Genomic DNA, 18758 nt, shown 5'->3' with positions numbered 1-18758 from the left:
ACTTCACCGGGGCTTGGATGCAGCCCACTCGGCAGGGATGCTCCGTGCATCTTCTTTCGGGATGCTCTCCCCCTGCGCGCGCCGCGCCAACTGGACCAACAATTGGACCGGGCGCGCCAACGTCGACAGCGTCGTGCGCCATTTATCCGCGACCGCATGGTGGTCCATGCGCTCGAGAAGGCGGACGAGGTGTACGCTATCCCGCCCATCTTCGAATTCCTTCACCGCTGACAACAGCGCGAGCAACGAATCGAACGATGGCGCGGGACCACTTTCCGCCAAGATCCGCCACGTCGAGGGATCTTGCCCTGCATCGTATTCTCCGGCGGCAATCGCCTGCCAGATGAAGCTTATCGAGACATGTTTGCCGATGAGTGCTCGCTTGTCTTCGAGAGATGCGCATTCGCCGTACCGCTGGAGTACGGCGCTTCGTGTGGCGGTGTCGAACTGCGGCACATCATCGATCCATCGAGTCAACTCGTACGTTCGCCCCTTCCTCGTTGCGAAAAGTCCATGACCGCGCCCATTCTCGTAGGTGCCTTGAGAGAGGAGGCCTCCCTTCGTGTCCCAATCCAATTGAATGCCGTGCCGCAATCCACGTTCGTTGAAATTCCAGAGGCATCGCGCTTTGCCATTCCGATGGAACGACCGTAGTTCGCCGACGACCACGGAGCCGCCGAACGAGAGCGCTCGTTTGCGACTCGGCGCGGCTGCGAGACCGTGAAATTGCCAACCCGGCTCGGGTGAAACGAGCCCCTTCTCGTCGGGGCAATATCGAACGACACACTCGTCGAAGAGTTGGCCATTCGAATGGAACGTTCGCAAAGGTCCGACGGGGCGTCCGTTGAAGTAACAGCCCTCCACCAGGGCCTCGTCCACCGTAGCAAGCCATAGCCCGCTCTTTTGCCCGTGTTCGTCCATCTGATTGATGGGATACCCATACGAACTTGGAATGGGTGCCTTCACGCGCGTTCCCGCAGGGCTAACCGGAGGGGCCCACTCTTTCCCTGCGTTGACGACCTTCTTTCGCATCGATGTTGCTGCCTGGCATCGCAACGCACGTGCCATACGAGCCAACGGAGGAACGTGCCGTCTTCGCGTGCTCCACATCGGCTGCGGACTCGAATTCGGGTGCTCGAGAACCCAATGCGGATGACATCGAGCCCCCAACTCGATCGAACGTTGGCGGAAAGGGTAAGATGATGCATCTCATGCCCCAGCCGTCACTCGCCGTGTTCGACGAACAGATCCGCCGCTCCGTTCGACCGAGCGCCCCCGGCACCCGCGCCGAATGGGACGCGGGGATTCTCCGCTACGTCAATCCCGACTCGGACGGCGAATGCACCGTCATCTGGTCCGAACTCGACGCGGCCACCGTCGACGGCGCCATCGCCGCGCAAGTCGCCTATTTTGCCCGATTGGGCCGCTCGTTCGAATGGAAATACCATCGCCACGACCGCCCCTCGGACCTTCCCGAACGACTCGTCGCCGCCGGATTCGAAGCCGGCGAGCCCGAATCCGTCATGGTCGCCAACGCCGCGGACATCGCCATCGACATCGTTTGGCCCGAGGGCATCCGCATCGAAACCATCGCCGACGCCGCGGGCATCGCGCGCATGGTCGCCCTGCACGACCAAGTCTTCGGCCACAGCCGCCCCGACTTCGCCGAAGATCTCCTCGCGCAACTCACCGGCTCCCCCGGCTCGATGGTCCCGTTCCTGGTCCTCGACGGCGACCTTCCCGTGTGCTCCGCCCGCATCGAATTCCACCAAGGCACCGAATTCGCCAGCCTCTGGGGCGGAGGCACCCTCGAATCGCACCGCGGCCGCGGTATCTACCGCGCCCTCGTCGCCCACCGCGCCCGTCTCGCCTTGGACCGCGGCACCCGCTACCTCCACGTCGACGCCATGCCGGACAGCCGCCCGATCCTCGAGCGCCTCGGCTTCCTCGAACTAACCACCACCACGCCGTACATCAAAGCCATCTGATACTGCGCGGATTCGCCCCGGGCGGGCTACGGGCGCAATGTCACGGGCTCGTTGGGCACCGGCGCTGCATAGAGAATCAGCTGGCGGTGCCCGTCGCCTTCGACAATGCGTGATTCCTGCGGCTTCGCTTCCGCGGCGAAGGTGCGCAGGGCATCGAGATCGTCTCCGCAAATGGGAAGTCCCGTCGGCGGCGTAAGAACCGGAGCGGCCGTCTGGTCGCGAAGCATGGCCTGGAGTCGTAGCCGCAGCTCGTTTGCGGTGGCTCGGCACGTTGCCTCGGCGGCCTCGTTGTCTTTCGCAGGGTCGAAGGTTCGCACGATGGGAGCCCCGGTCCCCTTGTCGGCCCCCGGAGCAAGCAGCGCGGCGGTCGCTTCGGCCCGTGCCGCATCCATCGACGATGTGGACGTGCGCCGTTTCAGTATTTCCTGGGCAACGGTCTCCGCGACGCGGGGAGCGATGTCGCGTTGGTATGCGGCCGACGACGCGCTAGGCGTGGCGCGATCTTTTCGAATGATGTGCCAGCCGTAGCGTGTATGAACGGGCCGACGCGTGAGTTGACCCGGCCGGAGCGTGGCGGCTACATGTCGAAATGGTTCGACGAAGCGCGATGTGTCCGCGCCCACCGAACCTCCACGCGCTCCCGACCCGGGATCGTCGGACTCCTCGCGCGCGATCGCCGCGAAATCCTCCCCCTTGCGAAGGCGCGCAATCAAGGCTTCGGCGTGCTTTCTCGCGACCCTGTCGCTGCCCGTCGCAGCGTCGACCTTGACGAGGATGTGGCGCACTTCCGGAAGGCGCCCTTCCTTCAAAGCTTGGGCCGTCCAGGTCTTCAATTCGTTCGCATCGACGCGAACGAATGGCGCGAGCCAACTCGAGCTCACGATGGCATATTCAACCACGACGGATGTTTGCTTCGAGACCACCTCCGTCGTCTGGGGTGGCGCGGCCGTCGGAAGTGCCGGAGCGGGTGCCGACAATGTCGCAGGATTCGAGGTCAGTTGCGGCGCCCGAGCATTCGGCGAGGAACAGGCGAGGCACGACACGGTCAAGGCGATGAGCGTAAATGGATATCGATGGCGCGTCATCCGGGTGGTCTCGAACCCCTCGTAGCACACACGGCCGCGATTCTCGCACGGCTGCGGCTCAGGATCGAGGACCTATGGCCTCACGCCCGCGGCATGGCTCGCGACCGCGCCCGTAGTGCGGTGCGCGTGAAGCAGGAGACGGCGCAAAAGCAGGAACGCGATGGCCACGTCGAAGCCAGCGAGCGCAAATTGGGTGCGCGACACGCCGGTGCCGAAGGGAAACCAAATGCCGGGCACGCGGAGTAAGCTCAATTCGTCCGCAAAGAGTGCCACGGAGACCAGGATGACCGCCGGGAGCGCAAGCCATGCTTCGCGCCCGTGCCGGCGAATCCCCGTGTAGGTGATGAACACGATGAGCGCGAGAAATGCGCAGCGTGTGGCCTCCGTTGCGACCCACGTCACGTTGCGCACGTCACGCAGAAATGGCGCGAGCCATGCGCGGCCGGCTGCCTGCAACACCGCGAGCATCAGCGCGAGTGCACCGGTTGCGCGAGGGAGCCATCGGGCCTCGAGCACATCAAACCACGCACGCCACGCCATGACCCACGCGGCCAGCACGAGGGGCACGAGCGAGATCTCGCGCACGAGATCGAAGTCGTGCGTACTCTCCCAATGCGTCCAAAAGAAGATGACCTGATGAACACGAAGAAGTGCCGTCAGCAGGAGGGCCCCGCTCAGCCAGAGATAGGCGCGATTCGTGCGTGCGAACGCGAAGACGATGAGCGACACGCCCGCCAATAGGACGAACACGAGTGGTTCGACCGCGTCGACCACGTATCCGCAAATCGTTTCCCACCACTGCAAGCGATAGCGAGCCTCGACGCCACTCGCCTCCCCGATCACGGGGGCGATGTGAATGCCGCCGGTGTCATCCGCAGCGAGCATCGCATCTTCGCCCATCCACACACGGAACGCCAAGACCACCGTCCGAGCCTGCAGCGCGGGCAACGAGAAAAGTCGCGGCTGAATGCTGTAGACGACGGGCGCAGCGCTGGAGAACGTCCCGGAGCTTCCCAACAATTTGCCGTCGAGGAAGACTTGATACGCCTCGTCGACGTACGGAGGACCCGCGAGTGCAAGCGGATATCCCGGCGGCGCTGCCACCGATATCCGCATACGGTACCAGGCATATCCCCAGTGACCGGAATGTCCGCGCGCGCGCCACCCCGGAACGTACCCGGAGAGTCCCACATCCGCGTCGTGCGCACCGGGCGCCGGGGTGAGATCGACGTTCTCCCAATCGGAGTCGTCGAAATCGGGATCAGCCCATCGAGGGTCATCGCCCGTATGGAATCTCCACGGGCCATGCAGCGGCACCACCGACGCCCCCAGCATGATCGGAATCGGGCCATCCGCCGCGGCACGCTGGTTCGTCAGTGCGAGAAACAGCACTGTCAAGACAAAGAGAAACCTAACCCGTGTAACCCTTGACACGGGTTGAATGTGGGCTCTACCATCTAACCTGTCAACTACACATCACAGGTTTGTGAATTTGCAACGGGTTCTCGTGATTGGCTGTTCGGGTGTTGGCAAGTCGACCCTGTCGCGTCGACTCGCCACGCGCTTGCGCGTGCCCTACGTTGAACTGGATGCACTCCATCACGGCGCAGGGTGGACGCCACGGCCGACGTTCATCGCGGACGTCGACCACTCCACCCGAGCGCCGTGCTGGGTGACCGACGGGAACTATACGGCCGTGCGGGAGATGCTCTGGGACAGAGCCGACACGGTCGTATGGTTGGATTTGCCGCGTCTGCTCGTCGAGTGGCAAGTGGTGCAACGCTCGTTCGTTCGTTGGATAACACGCGCCGAACTATGGAATGGATGTCGCGAACGAGGCCCACTTCACTGGCTGAATCCCGAGCATCCCATTCGCTGGTCATGGCGAAAACACTCCGAATACACGGAACGGTATGGCGCGCGCTTTGCCGAACCCAAATGGGCTCACCTCGATCGCATCCGCTTGGTCAGCCGAAAAGACATGCGCCGATTTCTCGCGAGCGTGGGCCCCATCGAACGGTGAGTTCGATGGAGAGCTCTTAGCGTCGCCTCACGCCAACCCCTTCGTGCATCAAACGAGCCCGCAGATTGGACAATCGGTCCCTGGCGATTGGCACCCGCAACGAGGAGCCGTCGGGGCTTCGACTGCCCACGAGGAGCGCGGATTCGCCGGAATCTCGTTCGAGTTCGAGAACGTGCTCCTCACTCACCAGCCAGTTCCGATGAACGCGCAAAAAGTCGCGGCCGAAGGATGTGGCAATCGTATCCAACGAGATATCGATATCGAACGTCCCGCGACCGGAATGCACCTGAGTCATTCCCTCGGAAGCCTCGACGGCCCACACCTCGCCGAGGTTCAAAAACACCAGGTTGCGCTTGTTGCGCGCAATGATGCGTAATGGGCGACTCGGCTCCGATGCGTAGTCGGAGTTTCTGCGGGCTGCGTGGAGCTTCTCGAGACACTTCAAGACCCTTCTCTCGTCGAAAGGCTTGAGCACGTAGTCGACCACCCCCATCTCGAACGCCTCGAGGGCATGCTCTCGCAAGGCAGTGGCCAACACGAATGCCGGTGCGCCAGGTCGTTTGACGAATTGCTGAATGAGCTCGAGCCCGTTGTGGGAGGAGCCTACGAGGTTGATGTCGACGAACACGACATCGATGCTGGACGGCGCCTTGCTCATGAAGGAGACCGCCTCGTCGAAGGTTTCCATCGCACCGACGACGGAGGCGATCCCCGTAGCTTCGATCATCTCGACGAGGAAGTTTCGCGCAACCCATTCGTCCTCGAGAACTACGACTCGGAGCTTCTCGTCGGGTCTCATCGCTTGCCTTCTCCTGGGATGTGAATCGTATAGGGGAGGCTCAGAAAAGCGAGTGTGCCGGTGGCATCGCTCTCCAGAGCAAAGATGGCGTCGGGACGGGTCAGTTCGAGTCGGCGCCGAACGTTGGCGACTCCAACCGCACCTGCTCGCGTGGACTCTGCGAGACCAGGGCCATTGTCCTCCACGGAGATCTCGACGCGCTCCGAAGTCGGCATCCGAACGCGAACGGAAACGACACCACTTCCGGCAGCGCGCAACGCTCCGTGAACGATGGCGTTTTCGACCAGCGGCTGCAGGAGAAGGCGTGGCAGACAAGCATTGCGCGCCATTTGGTCGACGTCCCATTCGAACGTGAGCCTCGGACCATGCCGAGCAACGAGGATCTCGCAGTATCGTTCGAGCCACTGGATTTCGTCGTCGATGGATTGGCATTCGCCGTGCGTTTCGAGCGCGTCACGGAGAAGGTCGCCGAGATTCACGATCGTGCGGCGCGCCTTGTCCACGTCCATTCCGACCAGCCCGGAGATCAGATTCAGCGTGTTGAGTAGGAAATGAGGCTCGAGCTGGCCCCGGAGGCGGGCAAGCTCGCCTTCCGCGCGAAGCTGCGCCGCTTCGAGTTCGAGGTTCGCGACCTGCAACGCACGGACTTTCTCTTGCTCGAGCACGCGCGGAAAGATCGCCGCAAGTGACCAAGCGCCGACGACGAGAACGCTGAGGATCGCTCCCACGCCAAAGGTCCCGAGAACCGACTCGGTCGGCCGGTCCGCATCGTGAAACTTCCGTGCCACGTGCGGGATCAATCCGGACCACATGAGGGAGCTCATCGTGCCACCGACGAGCGCGGCAACGACGGTCCCGACCATCATGCGCGAAAGAATGCTGCTCGCGTATCGAACGAGGACCCGGTCGACAATGGAGAGGATGATGGGAACGACGAGGAAGTTGGCGGCGCCGATGGCGAGTGGAAGCGGAATATCTCGTCCGCCGATGTGCGCGCGGAGGGCGGGGATCGCCGTCAGGATGAAGAGAGTGGAGACGACCCCGACGGCGATCGCTCGCCATCTCCATAGGCTCGACCCGGGTGATGCTGGAGACGACGTGCGCATGAATGACTCCTAAGTGTAGCTCGTCAGCGCTGAAACCGGACGTTGACTCGGGAGCGTCCGCCAACCCGTTTGCCGTAACGGTCCTCGGCCGGAGAAAAGTGCTTCGAGCGGGCGCAGGATGCCGCCACACGACCGAAGCCCGTGCCCGGATCTCGCTCGACGGTGACGTTCACGACGTCACCGTCGGCCGTCACCTCGATGCTGAGCCCCACGATGGCGGCGTCGATCCCCTTCTCGTCGGCCTCCGGCGGGAATGGGCAATTCCACGACATACCTTCTGCTAACCGCGGTGGGCGCGAGAGGTCTGGTCCCATCGGCGGTGGCGACGGGCGACCCGTCCCAGCACCTGCGCCCGGGACGCCCGCCGCCGAGCCGACCCGACTTCCCGTACCCGTCGCGGCGGTACTCCCTCCTGCATATGTCTCGGCGGAGCCCACGACGACGCCTCCGGTCAAGTCGACGGGGGCATCGTCAGGTGCGGTCGCCACCTTCGCGGCCGCCGCGGGAGGAGGGGCTGCCGCCGGTGCAGCGCGCGGCGCGGGCGATGGCGTCGCCACCTTCTCGGGCTGTGGGGGCTCTGGGGCTGGCGGCGGCGGTGGCGGAGGCTCGTCAGGCAGCACCTGGATCTCCGTCTCTCGGGGCGGGGTCGCGACAGGGCGTCGTATGGAGGCCGCCGCCATACCGATTCCGAGATGCGAGACGAACGCCATGAGCAAGATGCTGCCAAAGCGCCCGCGCGAGGTCGCCGGGCGCGCCAGGATTCGGTCGAGCGTCGTGTTCATGGCTTCTCCGCCCCGGCTCCGCCCGCCGTGAGGACAGGACTCACGCCGAACGCCACCTTCGCAATCCCCGCGACGCGGAGTTGATCGAGGGCATGCATGACCCGCGCGTGGGACACGGTTCCATCCGCTTTGACCACCGCCCGCAGCTCGGGTGTTTTCGTCACCGCGGCCCGTGCGATGGCGACGAGTCCGTCGTCGTTCTCGGGAACCATCTCTCCATTTACTTGCATTCCTTCGGGGGCAATCAACACGACGCTGAGGACCTCCTGGACTTCGGCCCCCGTCTTCGCTTTGGGAAGATCGACGGTGATCGCTTTTTGCCCCACGATCAGCTTCGCCGTGACCATGAACACGATGAGTAGGACGAGCGTGATGTCGACGAGCGGCGTGACATTGATCCCCATGATCGCGCCATGGCGCGATCTTCCCGTACTACCTGCCATCCCGTCCCTCCAGATATGCAAGCACGACGTAGCCGAGCGTCTCCGCGCGTTCGATCTTCTGCGTGATTTTTTCCTGAAGGTAGTTGAATACGGCTACGGCAGGGATGGCGACGACGAGCCCCATGGCCGTCGCCACCAGCGCTTCGGCAATGGCGCTCATGACCTTCTCCGGCGCCAGCGCGCTGCTCGGCATCTGGGCCGCTCCGAGCTCCTCGAACGCTCCGACGACACCAATCACCGTTCCCAAGAGCCCCACGAAGGGGGCGTTGTTTCCAACCGTACCTAGGAAGCCGAGGCGCTCCTCCAACCGCGAACGCTCCACGCCCCGCGCGGCCGCCATGGCCTGCTCGGCCGCCTTCGGCCCGCGCTCCAATTCCGCAAGCCCCGCTTGCGCGACGGTGGCCTCCACGCACTTGGACTTGGCGAGGAGCTCTTGTGCGTAGTCAATCTCGCCCGCGCGAAGCAGTCGGTTTAGGTCGAGGACGAGGGTGCGAACGTCGCCCCCCCGTCGAAGGAGTACCCACGCTCTCTCGATGGCGATGGCCAACGAGATCACGCTGAGCCCGATGAGCAGCCACATGACCCAGCCTGCTCCACCACGGAGCATCAAATTTTTCATTGTCTCGATCATCACCACCTCACTTGCTATTCGGCCTTGAGTTTGAAGGATTGAAATGCGACCCCCGACCTGTTGTCGTGGGTCACGACGATGAGATCGACGTCGCCAGGAACGGTCGGGCCGCGATATTCGTTTTCGGCATGGCTCGTCCGACCGTGACGCGCGTCGAATAGGATGAGCGACTCGCTCTCGAGCTTCCCGGACGAGACGAAAAAGCTCGACCAAATCTGCTCCTGGAGAAGCTCCCCTCCCGGTGGGCCGCTCGTCGGATCGACCTCCTGCGACTCGTCCCCGATGGTGACCGCGAGCTTCCGAGCCGGGCAGTCGTCGATGCTCTGCACGGTGCAGTGCGGGAATGAAAACGGCCGATCGATGGGCAGCGGAACGCGGTCGAGTGTGACTCCACTCGGCGTGGGGTTGGCGTTGGTAAGGTCGTTCGACACGTAGATACGCATGAAGGCGAAGACGAAATCGTTGGCATCGAGACGGCGTCCCTGGTCGACACATGCGAACGGTACGGAGCTTGGATACCCCTCCGCGCTCCCTACGAGCTCGAGATGGCCCGCGCAGGCCGCAGCGAAAACGAGCGCGAGGCGAGGAGGGCTTCCCGTCGAAGCATCGGCCGGCATCGCGAACGTCATCTGCTTCCCTTCCGTCACCCGCGAGCTGAGATCCTCGTTTCGCGGATACTTCGCCTCGAGTTGCCGGTAGCAGTCCTCGGGCTTCCCATCCGTGGGCGAAAAGCAGATGTCCTCGAGCCAATACAGATGCATTGGACGTGACCGATCGGCCCGACCGTCGTACGCGAGGATATCCGTCGTGAACGTTGCGCCGGGGCGTACGTAGGGGGTATCGCTCCGAATACCGAGAATGCGCACCGTCGAGAGACGGCTCCCGGGACCGAACTCGTCCCCGCACGACGACGCCACGAGGGCGACGCACAACGCCAGTGCATTGCGGATGATGCGAAGACCGCTCCTCATAATTCACCTCGAAGACCAATGCTGGGAAGGATCGTCAGTCCTTCGTTGTAGCCCGATACCGTAAAATCGAAGTTGTAGCGCATACCTTCTTTGGCAAGATAGTTGTAGACGTTCTGGACGTCGGCGTAGGCCGTGAGCTTCCAATTTGGAAATGTCCACGTCTTGTCGAGCCGGAGGTCGAGCTGGTGGAAGATGGGCAGTCGCGATCCGTACTCCGGCTCCTGCAGCCCGTCCGCATAGGATCCAGAGCTCGCGTCGAATCCGCCACCAATGTTCGGTGTGTAAAGGTTTCCGGAGACGAGCCGAAAGCGACCGCCGACACGGAAGCCTTTCCCGAGATCGTAACTGCCCACGACGGTGAGGTTGTGCGTCTGGTCGTATTGGAACAAGTGCCACGGATCATGGTCGGTGTCGCGACGTTCGCTTCTCGAGTAGGTGTAGGCGAGCCATCCAAAGAACCGCGGATGTCCTTTGAAGCGAAGCATGAACTCGGCGCCGTACGCGCGGCCTTCGCCCGAGTTCCCAGAGCCTGACACCACGAGCCGATCGAGTGTCTTGCCGAAGACTTCAACCGAGAGATCCAGATGCTCGGTGAATTGCTGCTCGAATCCCAGCGCGTAGTGAACGGCGCGATTCGACTTGAGCCCCGTCTGGCCGTAGTTCGGATCGGTCTCCCGGATCGAGGGCGGCTGGTAGAAGAGCCCGACCCCGCCCTTCAGCGTCGTTCTCGGCACTCCCTGCGTGAGATCTTGCCGGAAGTTGATGCGTGGCGAAACATCCCAGGATTTCGTCACGGAGGTGTAGTCGACACGGAAGCCGGGAACGATGCGACCACCTCGCCACGGAACGACTTCGAGCTCCCCGTAACCTCCTGCGAATGTCCGAGCGCCGGTGGTATTGCTCAGGATTGGTGGCGATCCGGGCGCCGGTGGACCATCTCCGGCCTGGAATTTCGGAGGGAGTCGGAGGGATAGATCGTATGGCGCATACATGAAATCGACTCCGAGGTGCGCGCGAACGCTCGAGGCGAGACGCTGGGACACCTCCGTTCGCAACGAAAATGGGTATTCGCTCGTGCTGGCGAAGAGGGTTCCTACCCCGATATCGACTTTGTCCCGCCCGATGGCAGCGACCGCACGAAGCTCGCCGCTGTCCGAATACCGATGGTCGTAGATGGCCTGTAGACGATAGAATTTGGTCTTGTTGTCGATGGTGCCACCGATGGATGCCGTCGCCGATTCGGCCTTGGCTTGCCCGAACGACAATGCGTCGTCGGAGCCGAAGAAGGTCAATCGCAGGGAGGCACGCTTGCCCAAGTTTCCCTGAAGCATGAGTTGATAGTCGTAATAGCGAGGGGCGGTCCCGACAGCCGCCGAGCTTCCCTCGAGAATGGGGACCAACCAGGTGTCGAACCAGGAGCGCCGGCCGGCCGCGAGGAATTTCCACCCCGTCTTGCCGATCGGTCCTTCCACGAGAAGCCGCAGGTCGATGAGGTCGAGCTGGGCGAAGCCGTGAAAGTCCTTTTTGGGGTCCCGCAGGGCGACATCCACCATGCCCGCTGTCCCGCGCCCGTACGTGACGCCGTAGTTGCCGGGGTAGAAGTCGATGCGTTCGAGGGTCTCGGTGGGGACGACGGAGCTCAATCCGCCGAAGTGATAGGTCAGCGGGATCGGCGTCCCATCGACGAACGTCGTCGTCTCGGCGGGCGCCGAGCCGCGCACGATCAAGACGCCTCCAAAAGGCGGCGGTCGCGCAACACCGGGCAGGGACTGGATCGATCGCAGTGCGTCGCCGTTCGTCCCAGGAATCTTGTCGATCTCCTCGCGAGAGAGTGTCCTCTTGGTGACCTCACGCGGAGGCTTCGCGCCGTGAACATTCACTTCTTCGACGGAGTCCTCCGCGGGGGTGGTCCGTGCGGTGTCGCTCGCGACGGGCGAAAGCCGCGTGACGAGGTTCGTCTCCTCGCCGTTTTCCAGGAACACCTCCGTCGAGTCGTCTTTGAAGCCCTCCGCGTGTACGACGGCGGTAACCTTGCCGCGGCTCAGATCGGGAACGCTCCATTGGCCGTCCGCGTCCGTAGGGACGTCTCGCGTCGTGCCGTCGGGAAACATGAGCCGGACACTGCCAGCCAGGCGCCGCCCTTCCGGCGTCGAAACGCGACCTATGAGTTTCGCGGGCGGAGGATGGAAGAGGAAACGATACTTGATACGCGCGGCAATCGGCGTCCCGTCTCGCGTGGCAGGCTCGAAACGCAACGTCATGGCAGCAGCGACGGCGACATCATCGAAGCCGTGGCCGGCGGGCGACTCGGGCGTCGCTTTCGAGACCGCCCCCGTTTTGTCGACGTCGACGAGGAGCACGACCTCGGTCTCGGCGAAGTAGCACTCGGCAATCGCCGTCTGGGGATACGTGACGGCGGCGGGCGTCATCACCGTCGGAGGCACCACGTTGGGGGTCCCCTCTGTCTGAGCGAAGCCCTTCGTGGTCACCAGCAACGCGACGAGTCCAATCGTGGTGTTGAATTTCCATCTCGGCACGCCGCTGACGATGCCTCGGTAGATTTCCCGGGGCGATGCAACGCTGGTGAACCGGGGATTTCAGCTGGTGAGCCGGATGCAACTGCGCGATCGCTACGAACTGGCGCCCCGAACGAACATGAGCACGTGCCGAGCACCTTCCGGCTCGCACGCGGAAGCCACCGACTCACCAGCTGCAAGCGCCGGTTCGCCAGCGCGGCGTCGCCGACAGAGCTTGGCCACCCCATCGTTCCGGGATTGTCGAGCCACACCGGAGCGAGGGGAGACCTCATGAGTATACAACCATCGAGCGCCGAGTCTCTCGATCTCCTCATCCTCCGTATCGCGAAAGCTTACGCGAGTAGAAAAATGCGTGACCATGCAGACTCGAGCGGGAATGGCGCACGCAACGCGCGAGAGCGCATCCTGCGGGAGGCGCACGCGACGATCGAGTTATGCGATGAACAGGACTTCGTCGATCACTTCGCAGCCATGTGCCGACCGGCCGAGGTGTCGAACGACGATTTCCAAACGCTCGCGCGCGCACTCGCGGAGCGGCCTCACGAGGTACGGATCACCATGATGCTCGCTCTGTTGGTCGTCACCAACTGAATCCCCTGAACGCGGCCGGCGGGCGCGTCGCACGGCTTCGCGGTATCCTTGGGCATGCCTGATCCCGTGCGGAATCCTCGTGAACCCTGGAAGACGATTCGCCCGACCGATGCGGCGGTGAAACCGCCATATCAGTCCACGTCCATCGCCCAATATCGAGGCGAACTCTATTACACGAAACGCCGCGGGGACCACATCACGCTCACCAAAACGCCCCATGAGAGCTACGCGTCCAACGAAGGCTTCCAGCGCGACAAGGTCGGCGGGCCATGGGAAAAGACGGTCCCGATGGTCGAACTGGACGCGTGGTACTGCGACGATATGCATTTCAGGTGGCGCGGTGGGGAGTTCGTCGTGCTCGGCTTCGGAGATGGGAAGGTCCACGGTGGCTGGATCGGCTCCGAATCCAGTTGGTGCGATCGAAACGGCGTGAAAGGGAGTCACTACGACGGCTATTATCATTCGGTCGACGTGGCCGAGGTGGAGCTGTACATCGTCCACGAGGACCTTCGGGTGCACTGGATGGCGGAGGTGGGCAAACGCAAAGGCTTCGAAGCCTACTTTGATATGCCGCAGGTGCCTTGGAAGACGGTCCGGCCGGTCGACGCAGCGAAGATGCCGTCGCATCCCGGCGAGCAAATGGCCCAATACCGCGGCGAAACCTATTTCAAGAACACCCGCCAGTTCACGATGTCGGACCGTGTCTACATCATGAAGATGCCCGATACGGTCTACTCGAGCAACGAGGGCTTCGAGCTCTCCACCCTCTGCGGGCTATGGCAAATTGCGGTCCCCGTCGACGATCTCGACGCGTGGTACCGCGACGTCATGTATTTCAGGTGGCGCGATACCGACTTTGGAGTGGAGAGTTTCCAAAACGGCAAAGTCCATGGTTGCTGGTTCGGCCACGACGCCAGCTGGTGCGAGCAAAACGGAGTAAAAGGAGACTGGTACAACGGGTACTTCCATTGGGTCGACGTGGCCGAGGTGGAACTGTACATCGTCCACGAAGACTTTCTGGCGCGCCGGAAAGCCGAACGCAAAGAGTGACTCAGGACGGCTCTCCTTGTCGCACGATACCTGGTCCACGAGATCGTGCCATGACCCATGCGACAGCGCGAATCGCCAGCCCAAGCGCCTCGATGTGGGCTTGTGGTGCGGGACCAGGCCCGGACGTACCTCGATGGCTCGAGCATTGCGTGCAAGGATCTCGCGTCGATGTAGACTGATCGGAACCCGCGGACCATTCCCGGTTCCGAGGTCCCGTCGACGCCATGGATGAGAAGCCCCCTTCACCAAAGTCACTCGAGACCCTCGTTCCGGGCGGAGCCCCGCGCAAGCCCGATGCGTCCCGTTCAGAGCCGCCCGCGCCGGCAGCCGGCCAATCCACGGTGGCGACCCTCCTGGGCGTGCCGACCATTCGAGAACCGGGTCAAGAGTCGGGGGCCGGGAGCGCAAAAGAAGACGAGGAGGAGCCGGCGCACTGGATGTCGCCGTTGGCCATGCCCGACGCGCCGCCCGAGCCTCCTCCGACGGTGCCGGTGCAAAAGGAGGAACCGGGCCCCGAGGAGGACGCACCGGATGGGATCCCACGGGGCAAGCCGCGCTTCCTTCTGCCGGTGTTTGGCGGATTGGGGTTGCTGCTCGTCATCCTACTCGGCGGCCTCGCCGTCAAGGCTCTCCGCGCGCCGTCGCGCACGATGAATTCCACACCGATTGCAACGACGAAGCCCCCGGAGAGCGAGGTCGCGCCCGTTGCACCTGCGGTCGTCGATGCGGACGCGGGTGCGGCTCCCGTGAGCAGCCCCTGCACCGTGGTGGGCGCTTCCAAAATGCTCGCGCCGCGGATCCTGCTACCGAGCGGCGTGGAGGTGATGCGCGCCCCCCAGGGCATTGCGCTCGGCTTTGCCGCAGGACCGAAGGATGCTGCAGCCCTGGTCGTCGACCCTCGCACGCTCGACGTGGTCGCACGCGGCAAAGCGACCGCGCATGGCGCCATCCGCCGCGTTTTGCCGGTGCCCAGTACGAAAGCCGTCGGTGTCGCGCTCGAGAACGAGCGAAAGGGCGATCGACTGCAAGGGCGACGCGCGGTGGCCGGCGCGCCCTTCGATATGGGCGTTGCGAAGGGACATGTCGCTTGGGCGCGCCACGGATCGGGGAAGTCCACGGCTCTATGGCCGCTGCAGGGGAAGGCGCCCGTGGAAGCGATCCGCGCATCACCGCTCGAGGGGACGGAGGGGGGATATGCCGTTGCGTTTCGCCACGGCGACCGAATGGCATTCGGCACCGTCGATGCGAAATTCGCGGCGAAGGGAGAGCTCGCGTACACCCTCGGACCGCAAGTCGGCTCCCCCGCGATGGCCGCGAGCGGCGATGTCGTTGCGTTGATTTGGGCCAGCAGGGCCACCGCTTCGGATGCGTGGCGTCTCCAATGGCAGCGATGGCGCCAAGGGGAAGCAGCTCCGGAGCCAGCGAAAAACTTCGAACCTCCGTCCGGCGGTTTGGGTGCACCGCTCATGTCACCGAGCATTGCGGGGCTTGGCGATGGCCGTTTCCTCGTGGTGTGGGCAGAGGGGCCCTTCGCGAACCATCAGGTGCGCGCGCTGACGATCGATGCCAAGGGCGAGCCCGAGGGTCCGGCTCTTTCGATTTCTGCCGATGGCGTCAACGCGGGCCAGGGGCAGGTTTTGGTCTCGGAGACAGGACACGGCCTGGTGGCCTATCTCGCCGCGAGTGGCAGTGATTTCGAATTGTGGGCAACCCCCGTAAGTTGCCCACGATGACTTATTCGTCGAACCGCAGGTGCCGAACCGACTTGCCGTGCCGGCGGATGAGTTTTAGCGCTTCGATGCCGACCTGGATGTGCGTATCGACATAGGAGGCGCTGACCAGGGCGTCGGAGGCCTCGGTCTTGACGCCTTCCGGAATCATCGGCTGGTCGGAGACCAACAGCAGCGCGCCGCAGGGAATGCGGTTTGCGAATCCAGCGGCGAAGATGGTGGCCGTCTCCATGTCGATGGCCATACAGCGCATTTGGCGCAGGCGATCCTTGAACGCGTCGTCGTGCTCCCAGACGCGGCGGTTGGTGGTGTAGACGGTGCCGGTCCAATAGTCGTGGCCGAGGTCCCGGATCATGGTCGAAACGGCACGCTGCAGCGCAAACGCGGGGAGCGCCGGCACCTGGGGCAGGAGGTAGTCGTTGGAGGTACCCTCGCCGCGGATCGCCGCGATGGGCAGCACCAAATCGCCGAGCTGATTCTTGCGTTTGAGTCCGCCGCACTTGCCGAGGAAGAGCACCGCTTTGGGCATGGTCGCCGAGAGGAGGTCCATCATCGTCGCGGCGTTTGGGCTACCCATGCCGAAATTGATCATGGTGATGCCGTCGAACGTCGTGCTGGGCATCGGCCGGTCCAGCCCGACGACCTCGGCCCCGGTGAGGCGCGCAAAGGTGTGCAGATAGCCGGAAAAATTCGTCAGGAGGATGTGTTCTCCGAACTGGTCGAGGCGCATGCCGGTGTAGCGCGGCAGCCAGTTCTCGACGATCTGTTCTTTTTCTTTCATGGTCTCGCCCATGACGATAGTCGTTTCACGGGCACGATGCGAGGGTGCCGCGCGAAAGGCCCGTCCGCAACGCCACGTCACGGGACGAAGATCCCACCATCACTTCGTAGCAGCCGGGTGATACGGCCCACCCTTTCTGCTCCACGTCCCAATAGGAAAAAGCTCTCTCCGGCAGTTCGATGCTCACCTCGCGCGCTTCGCCCGCGGCAAGCTCGATCCGATCGAATCCTCTCAGCCACTTCGGCGGTTGATGCACCGAGGGGGACGGGGACGGCATGCCGAGATAGAGCTGGGAGACTTCGACGGCGGTTCGCGTCCCACCGTTGCGAAGTCGAAACTGGACCATCACACTCGGCCCTTTCGATTCGATGCGCAGGTCGGAATATTCGAATTTCGCGCCGTACGTGAGCCCGTATCCGAATGGGAACAGCGGTTCGATCTTCCGTTCGTCGTACCAACGATAGCCCATGAACACGCCCTCGGCGTAATCGATCCGGTAGCGACCCCCCTGTTGTTCGAGCACCCCAGGCCACTGCGCAACGGATCCGGCGGTTGGCAGATCCGCCTCCGACTTCGGGAACGTCACGGGGAGCCGGCCCGAGGGACTCACGTCGCCGAAGAGCAGGCGTGCGATGGCGGCGCCCGCGCTCTGCCCCGGGTACCATGCCTCCAGCACCGCGGGTACGTGGTCGAGCCAAGGCATGGTGACGGGGCCGCCCGTCTCGAGAACTACGATGGTGCGCGGATTGGCTCGGCTCACGGCCTCGATCAAGCTGTCGGCATCCTCGTCGAGACTCAGATTGACGCGATCCTTGCCTTCGCTCTCGGTATCGCGAGCAAACACGATCGCGATCTCGCTGGAACGAGCCAATCTTGCAGCTTCGACGATGTCGCGGCCGCTGGCGTATTCGACGCGCGCGTGGGGTACGCGGGCTCGGATGCCTGCGAGGGGCGTCACCGTGACGGTGGGATGCACCGACGACGAGCCGCCGCCGGCGGCATACCCCTTGGTGTTGCACCAGTCGTCCTTGAACGGGCAGGCATTGCGACCGTCGTCCGCCCCGTCGGCATAGGCACCAATCACCGCGATCGAGGCCGTGGCGGCAGGGTCGAGCGGCAGATGGTCCCCGGCATTCTTGAGCAGCACGGCACCCTGTTCTTCGATTTGCCGAGCGACCCCCGCCCCGCGTGCCGTATCGATCGGGCGCTGCACGGGCGGATCATCCACCACGCGGGAGGCGAACATCGTGCGCAGAATACGGAATACCATATCGTCGACCCTGGCCAAGGGCACCTCGCCCGTACCGAGTGCGAGCGCGAGCGGGATGCCGAAGAACAGACCCCACGGCTGCTCCTGATCCAGGCCGTTGTTGGCCGAGGCCACGGTGCTGTACGTGGCGAACCAGTCCGACATCACCCAACCTTCGAATCCCCACTCCCCTTTCAGGACTTGGCGAAGGAGGTATCGATTTTCGCAAGCAGCGACTCCATTGACGGCGTTGTACGAACACATCACGGTACCGACTCTTCCTTGTCGGATGGCCATCTCGAATGGCACGAGATACAGCTCCCGCAACGTGCGCTCATCGATCTCGGAGGTGCTCTCGTTGCGGTGGGCTTCGGCCTCATTTCCCACGTAATGTTTGACGCTGTTGATCACGCCTTCCTCGGCGACGGCGCGTTGTTCCGCGACGACCAGCGTGCCGGCGAGCAGCGGATCTTCGCCGAACTGCTCGAAGGTACGACCGTTCCGCGGATCGCGGGCCAGATTGACGTCGCCGCCGATATGCACATTGTAACCCTTGTCCCGCGTCTCGCGGCCGAGAAGCTTTCCGGCGTCGTTCGCCACGGCCTTGCTCCAGCTTGCGGCTCGCGCAATCGGCGCCGGCAATTCCGTTGCCGGACCGGGTGGAATGGCTGGATTGAATGGGCGCAACTTGTCTCGAAGGCACACATCCGTGACGCCGGAACCGGCACCGACATACGTGGTCGGCGGAATTCCCAGCCGTGGCACACCCGCCGTCCAACCGTCGGTGCCTGCAGGCCAACAGAAGCCGTCACCGTGAATCAACGTGAGTTTCTCGGCCAGCGTCATCTGCGCCAGGACCTGTCGTGCGCGTACCTCGGGCGATGAATCCGTCGCGACACCCAACGCGCTGGTGTTCGCGTCCGCGCGACCGCCGCCATCGCAGCCACCCACCATCATGGCCAACAGGGGTGCAGCCATCGAGATCGAGACAA

At 63.5% G+C, this 18758-nt stretch carries 17 protein-coding genes; 5 read left to right on the top strand and 12 right to left on the bottom strand.

Annotation, left to right across the window (positions count from 1 at the left end; all coding sequences use genetic code 11):
* Window positions 1-3 precede the first annotated feature (3 nt).
* The gene (locus tag LVJ94_03150; GenBank protein ID WXB06243.1) at window positions 4-1032 is read right to left on the bottom strand and encodes a hypothetical protein; all 1029 of its coding nucleotides are present in this window, start codon (window positions 1030-1032) and stop codon (window positions 4-6) included.
* Window positions 1033-1211: 179 nt separating this feature from the next.
* Between LVJ94_03150 and LVJ94_03145 the strand changes: the two genes are divergently transcribed.
* Complete coding sequence (locus LVJ94_03145) at window positions 1212-1988, top strand: GNAT family N-acetyltransferase (protein WXB06242.1); 777 nt, start codon at window positions 1212-1214, stop codon at window positions 1986-1988.
* Between the two features lie 26 nt (window positions 1989-2014).
* Here LVJ94_03145 and LVJ94_03140 read toward each other — a convergent pair whose 3' ends face one another.
* On the bottom strand, window positions 2015-3073 hold the full coding sequence (locus LVJ94_03140; protein ID WXB06241.1) for a peptidyl-prolyl cis-trans isomerase: 1059 nt from the start codon (window positions 3071-3073) through the stop codon (window positions 2015-2017).
* A gap of 72 nt (window positions 3074-3145) precedes the next feature.
* Window positions 3146-4471, bottom strand: coding sequence for a hypothetical protein (locus LVJ94_03135; GenBank protein WXB06240.1), 1326 nt, complete (start codon window positions 4469-4471; stop codon window positions 3146-3148).
* A 94-nt stretch (window positions 4472-4565) separates the two neighbouring features.
* Between LVJ94_03135 and LVJ94_03130 the strand changes: the two genes are divergently transcribed.
* Window positions 4566-5096, top strand: coding sequence for a hypothetical protein (locus tag LVJ94_03130; GenBank protein ID WXB06239.1), 531 nt, complete (start codon window positions 4566-4568; stop codon window positions 5094-5096).
* 16 nt (window positions 5097-5112) lie between these two features.
* On the opposite strand, the gene LVJ94_03125 is transcribed toward LVJ94_03130, so the two are convergent.
* Genes LVJ94_03125 through LVJ94_03095 form a run of 7 tightly spaced genes read right to left on the bottom strand, consistent with a single transcriptional unit; the run spans window position 5113 to window position 12365 of the window.
* Window positions 5113-5895, bottom strand: a complete 783-nt coding sequence (locus LVJ94_03125) for a LytTR family DNA-binding domain-containing protein (protein WXB06238.1) — start codon at window positions 5893-5895, stop codon at window positions 5113-5115.
* The gene (locus LVJ94_03120; protein ID WXB06237.1) at window positions 5892-7001 is read right to left on the bottom strand and encodes a histidine kinase; all 1110 of its coding nucleotides are present in this window, start codon (window positions 6999-7001) and stop codon (window positions 5892-5894) included. The genes LVJ94_03125 and LVJ94_03120 overlap by 4 nt, the downstream gene beginning before the upstream one ends.
* A 23-nt stretch (window positions 7002-7024) precedes the next feature.
* Entirely contained in the window at window positions 7025-7783 is a 759-nt protein-coding gene (locus tag LVJ94_03115; protein ID WXB06236.1) for a hypothetical protein, read from the bottom strand.
* Window positions 7780-8187, bottom strand: coding sequence for a biopolymer transporter ExbD (locus LVJ94_03110; GenBank protein ID WXB06235.1), 408 nt, complete (start codon window positions 8185-8187; stop codon window positions 7780-7782). Before LVJ94_03110 ends, LVJ94_03115 begins: the two co-directional genes overlap by 4 nt.
* Window positions 8188-8215: 28 nt before the next feature.
* Entirely contained in the window at window positions 8216-8857 is a 642-nt protein-coding gene (locus tag LVJ94_03105; GenBank protein WXB06234.1) for a MotA/TolQ/ExbB proton channel family protein, read from the bottom strand.
* 14 nt (window positions 8858-8871) lie between these two features.
* Complete coding sequence (locus LVJ94_03100) at window positions 8872-9828, bottom strand: hypothetical protein (GenBank protein ID WXB06233.1); 957 nt, start codon at window positions 9826-9828, stop codon at window positions 8872-8874.
* Window positions 9825-12365: a TonB family protein gene (locus LVJ94_03095; protein ID WXB06232.1), complete on the bottom strand. Its 2541-nt coding sequence runs from the start codon at window positions 12363-12365 to the stop codon at window positions 9825-9827. Before LVJ94_03095 ends, LVJ94_03100 begins: the two co-directional genes overlap by 4 nt.
* Window positions 12366-12713: 348 nt before the next feature.
* On the opposite strand from LVJ94_03095, the gene LVJ94_03090 reads away from it, so the two are divergent.
* From LVJ94_03090 to LVJ94_03080, 3 genes are all read left to right on the top strand, one after another.
* On the top strand, window positions 12714-12956 hold the full coding sequence (locus LVJ94_03090; GenBank protein ID WXB06231.1) for a hypothetical protein: 243 nt from the start codon (window positions 12714-12716) through the stop codon (window positions 12954-12956).
* 66 nt (window positions 12957-13022) lie between these two features.
* Complete coding sequence (locus tag LVJ94_03085; protein ID WXB06230.1) at window positions 13023-14006, top strand: hypothetical protein; 984 nt, start codon at window positions 13023-13025, stop codon at window positions 14004-14006.
* A gap of 224 nt (window positions 14007-14230) precedes the next feature.
* Window positions 14231-15739 (top strand): hypothetical protein, encoded by a 1509-nt coding sequence (locus LVJ94_03080; GenBank protein WXB06229.1) that lies wholly within the window; start codon window positions 14231-14233, stop codon window positions 15737-15739.
* Between the two features lies 1 nt (window position 15740).
* On the opposite strand, the gene LVJ94_03075 is transcribed toward LVJ94_03080, so the two are convergent.
* Together LVJ94_03075 and LVJ94_03070 are read right to left on the bottom strand one after the other, a co-directional pair.
* Entirely contained in the window at window positions 15741-16529 is a 789-nt protein-coding gene (locus tag LVJ94_03075; protein WXB06228.1) for an AMP nucleosidase, read from the bottom strand.
* 13 nt (window positions 16530-16542) lie between these two features.
* Entirely contained in the window at window positions 16543-18744 is a 2202-nt protein-coding gene (locus LVJ94_03070) for a glycoside hydrolase family 3 C-terminal domain-containing protein (GenBank protein WXB06227.1), read from the bottom strand.
* Window positions 18745-18758: the final 14 nt, after the last annotated feature.

This window comes from Sorangiineae bacterium MSr11367 (genome assembly GCA_037157805.1).
GTDB classification, from domain to species: Bacteria; Myxococcota_A; Polyangia; order Polyangiales; family Polyangiaceae; genus Pendulispora; species Pendulispora rubella.
The sequence above is the reverse complement of the archived record's forward strand: the minus strand, read 5'-3'. Positions and strand labels throughout refer to the sequence as shown.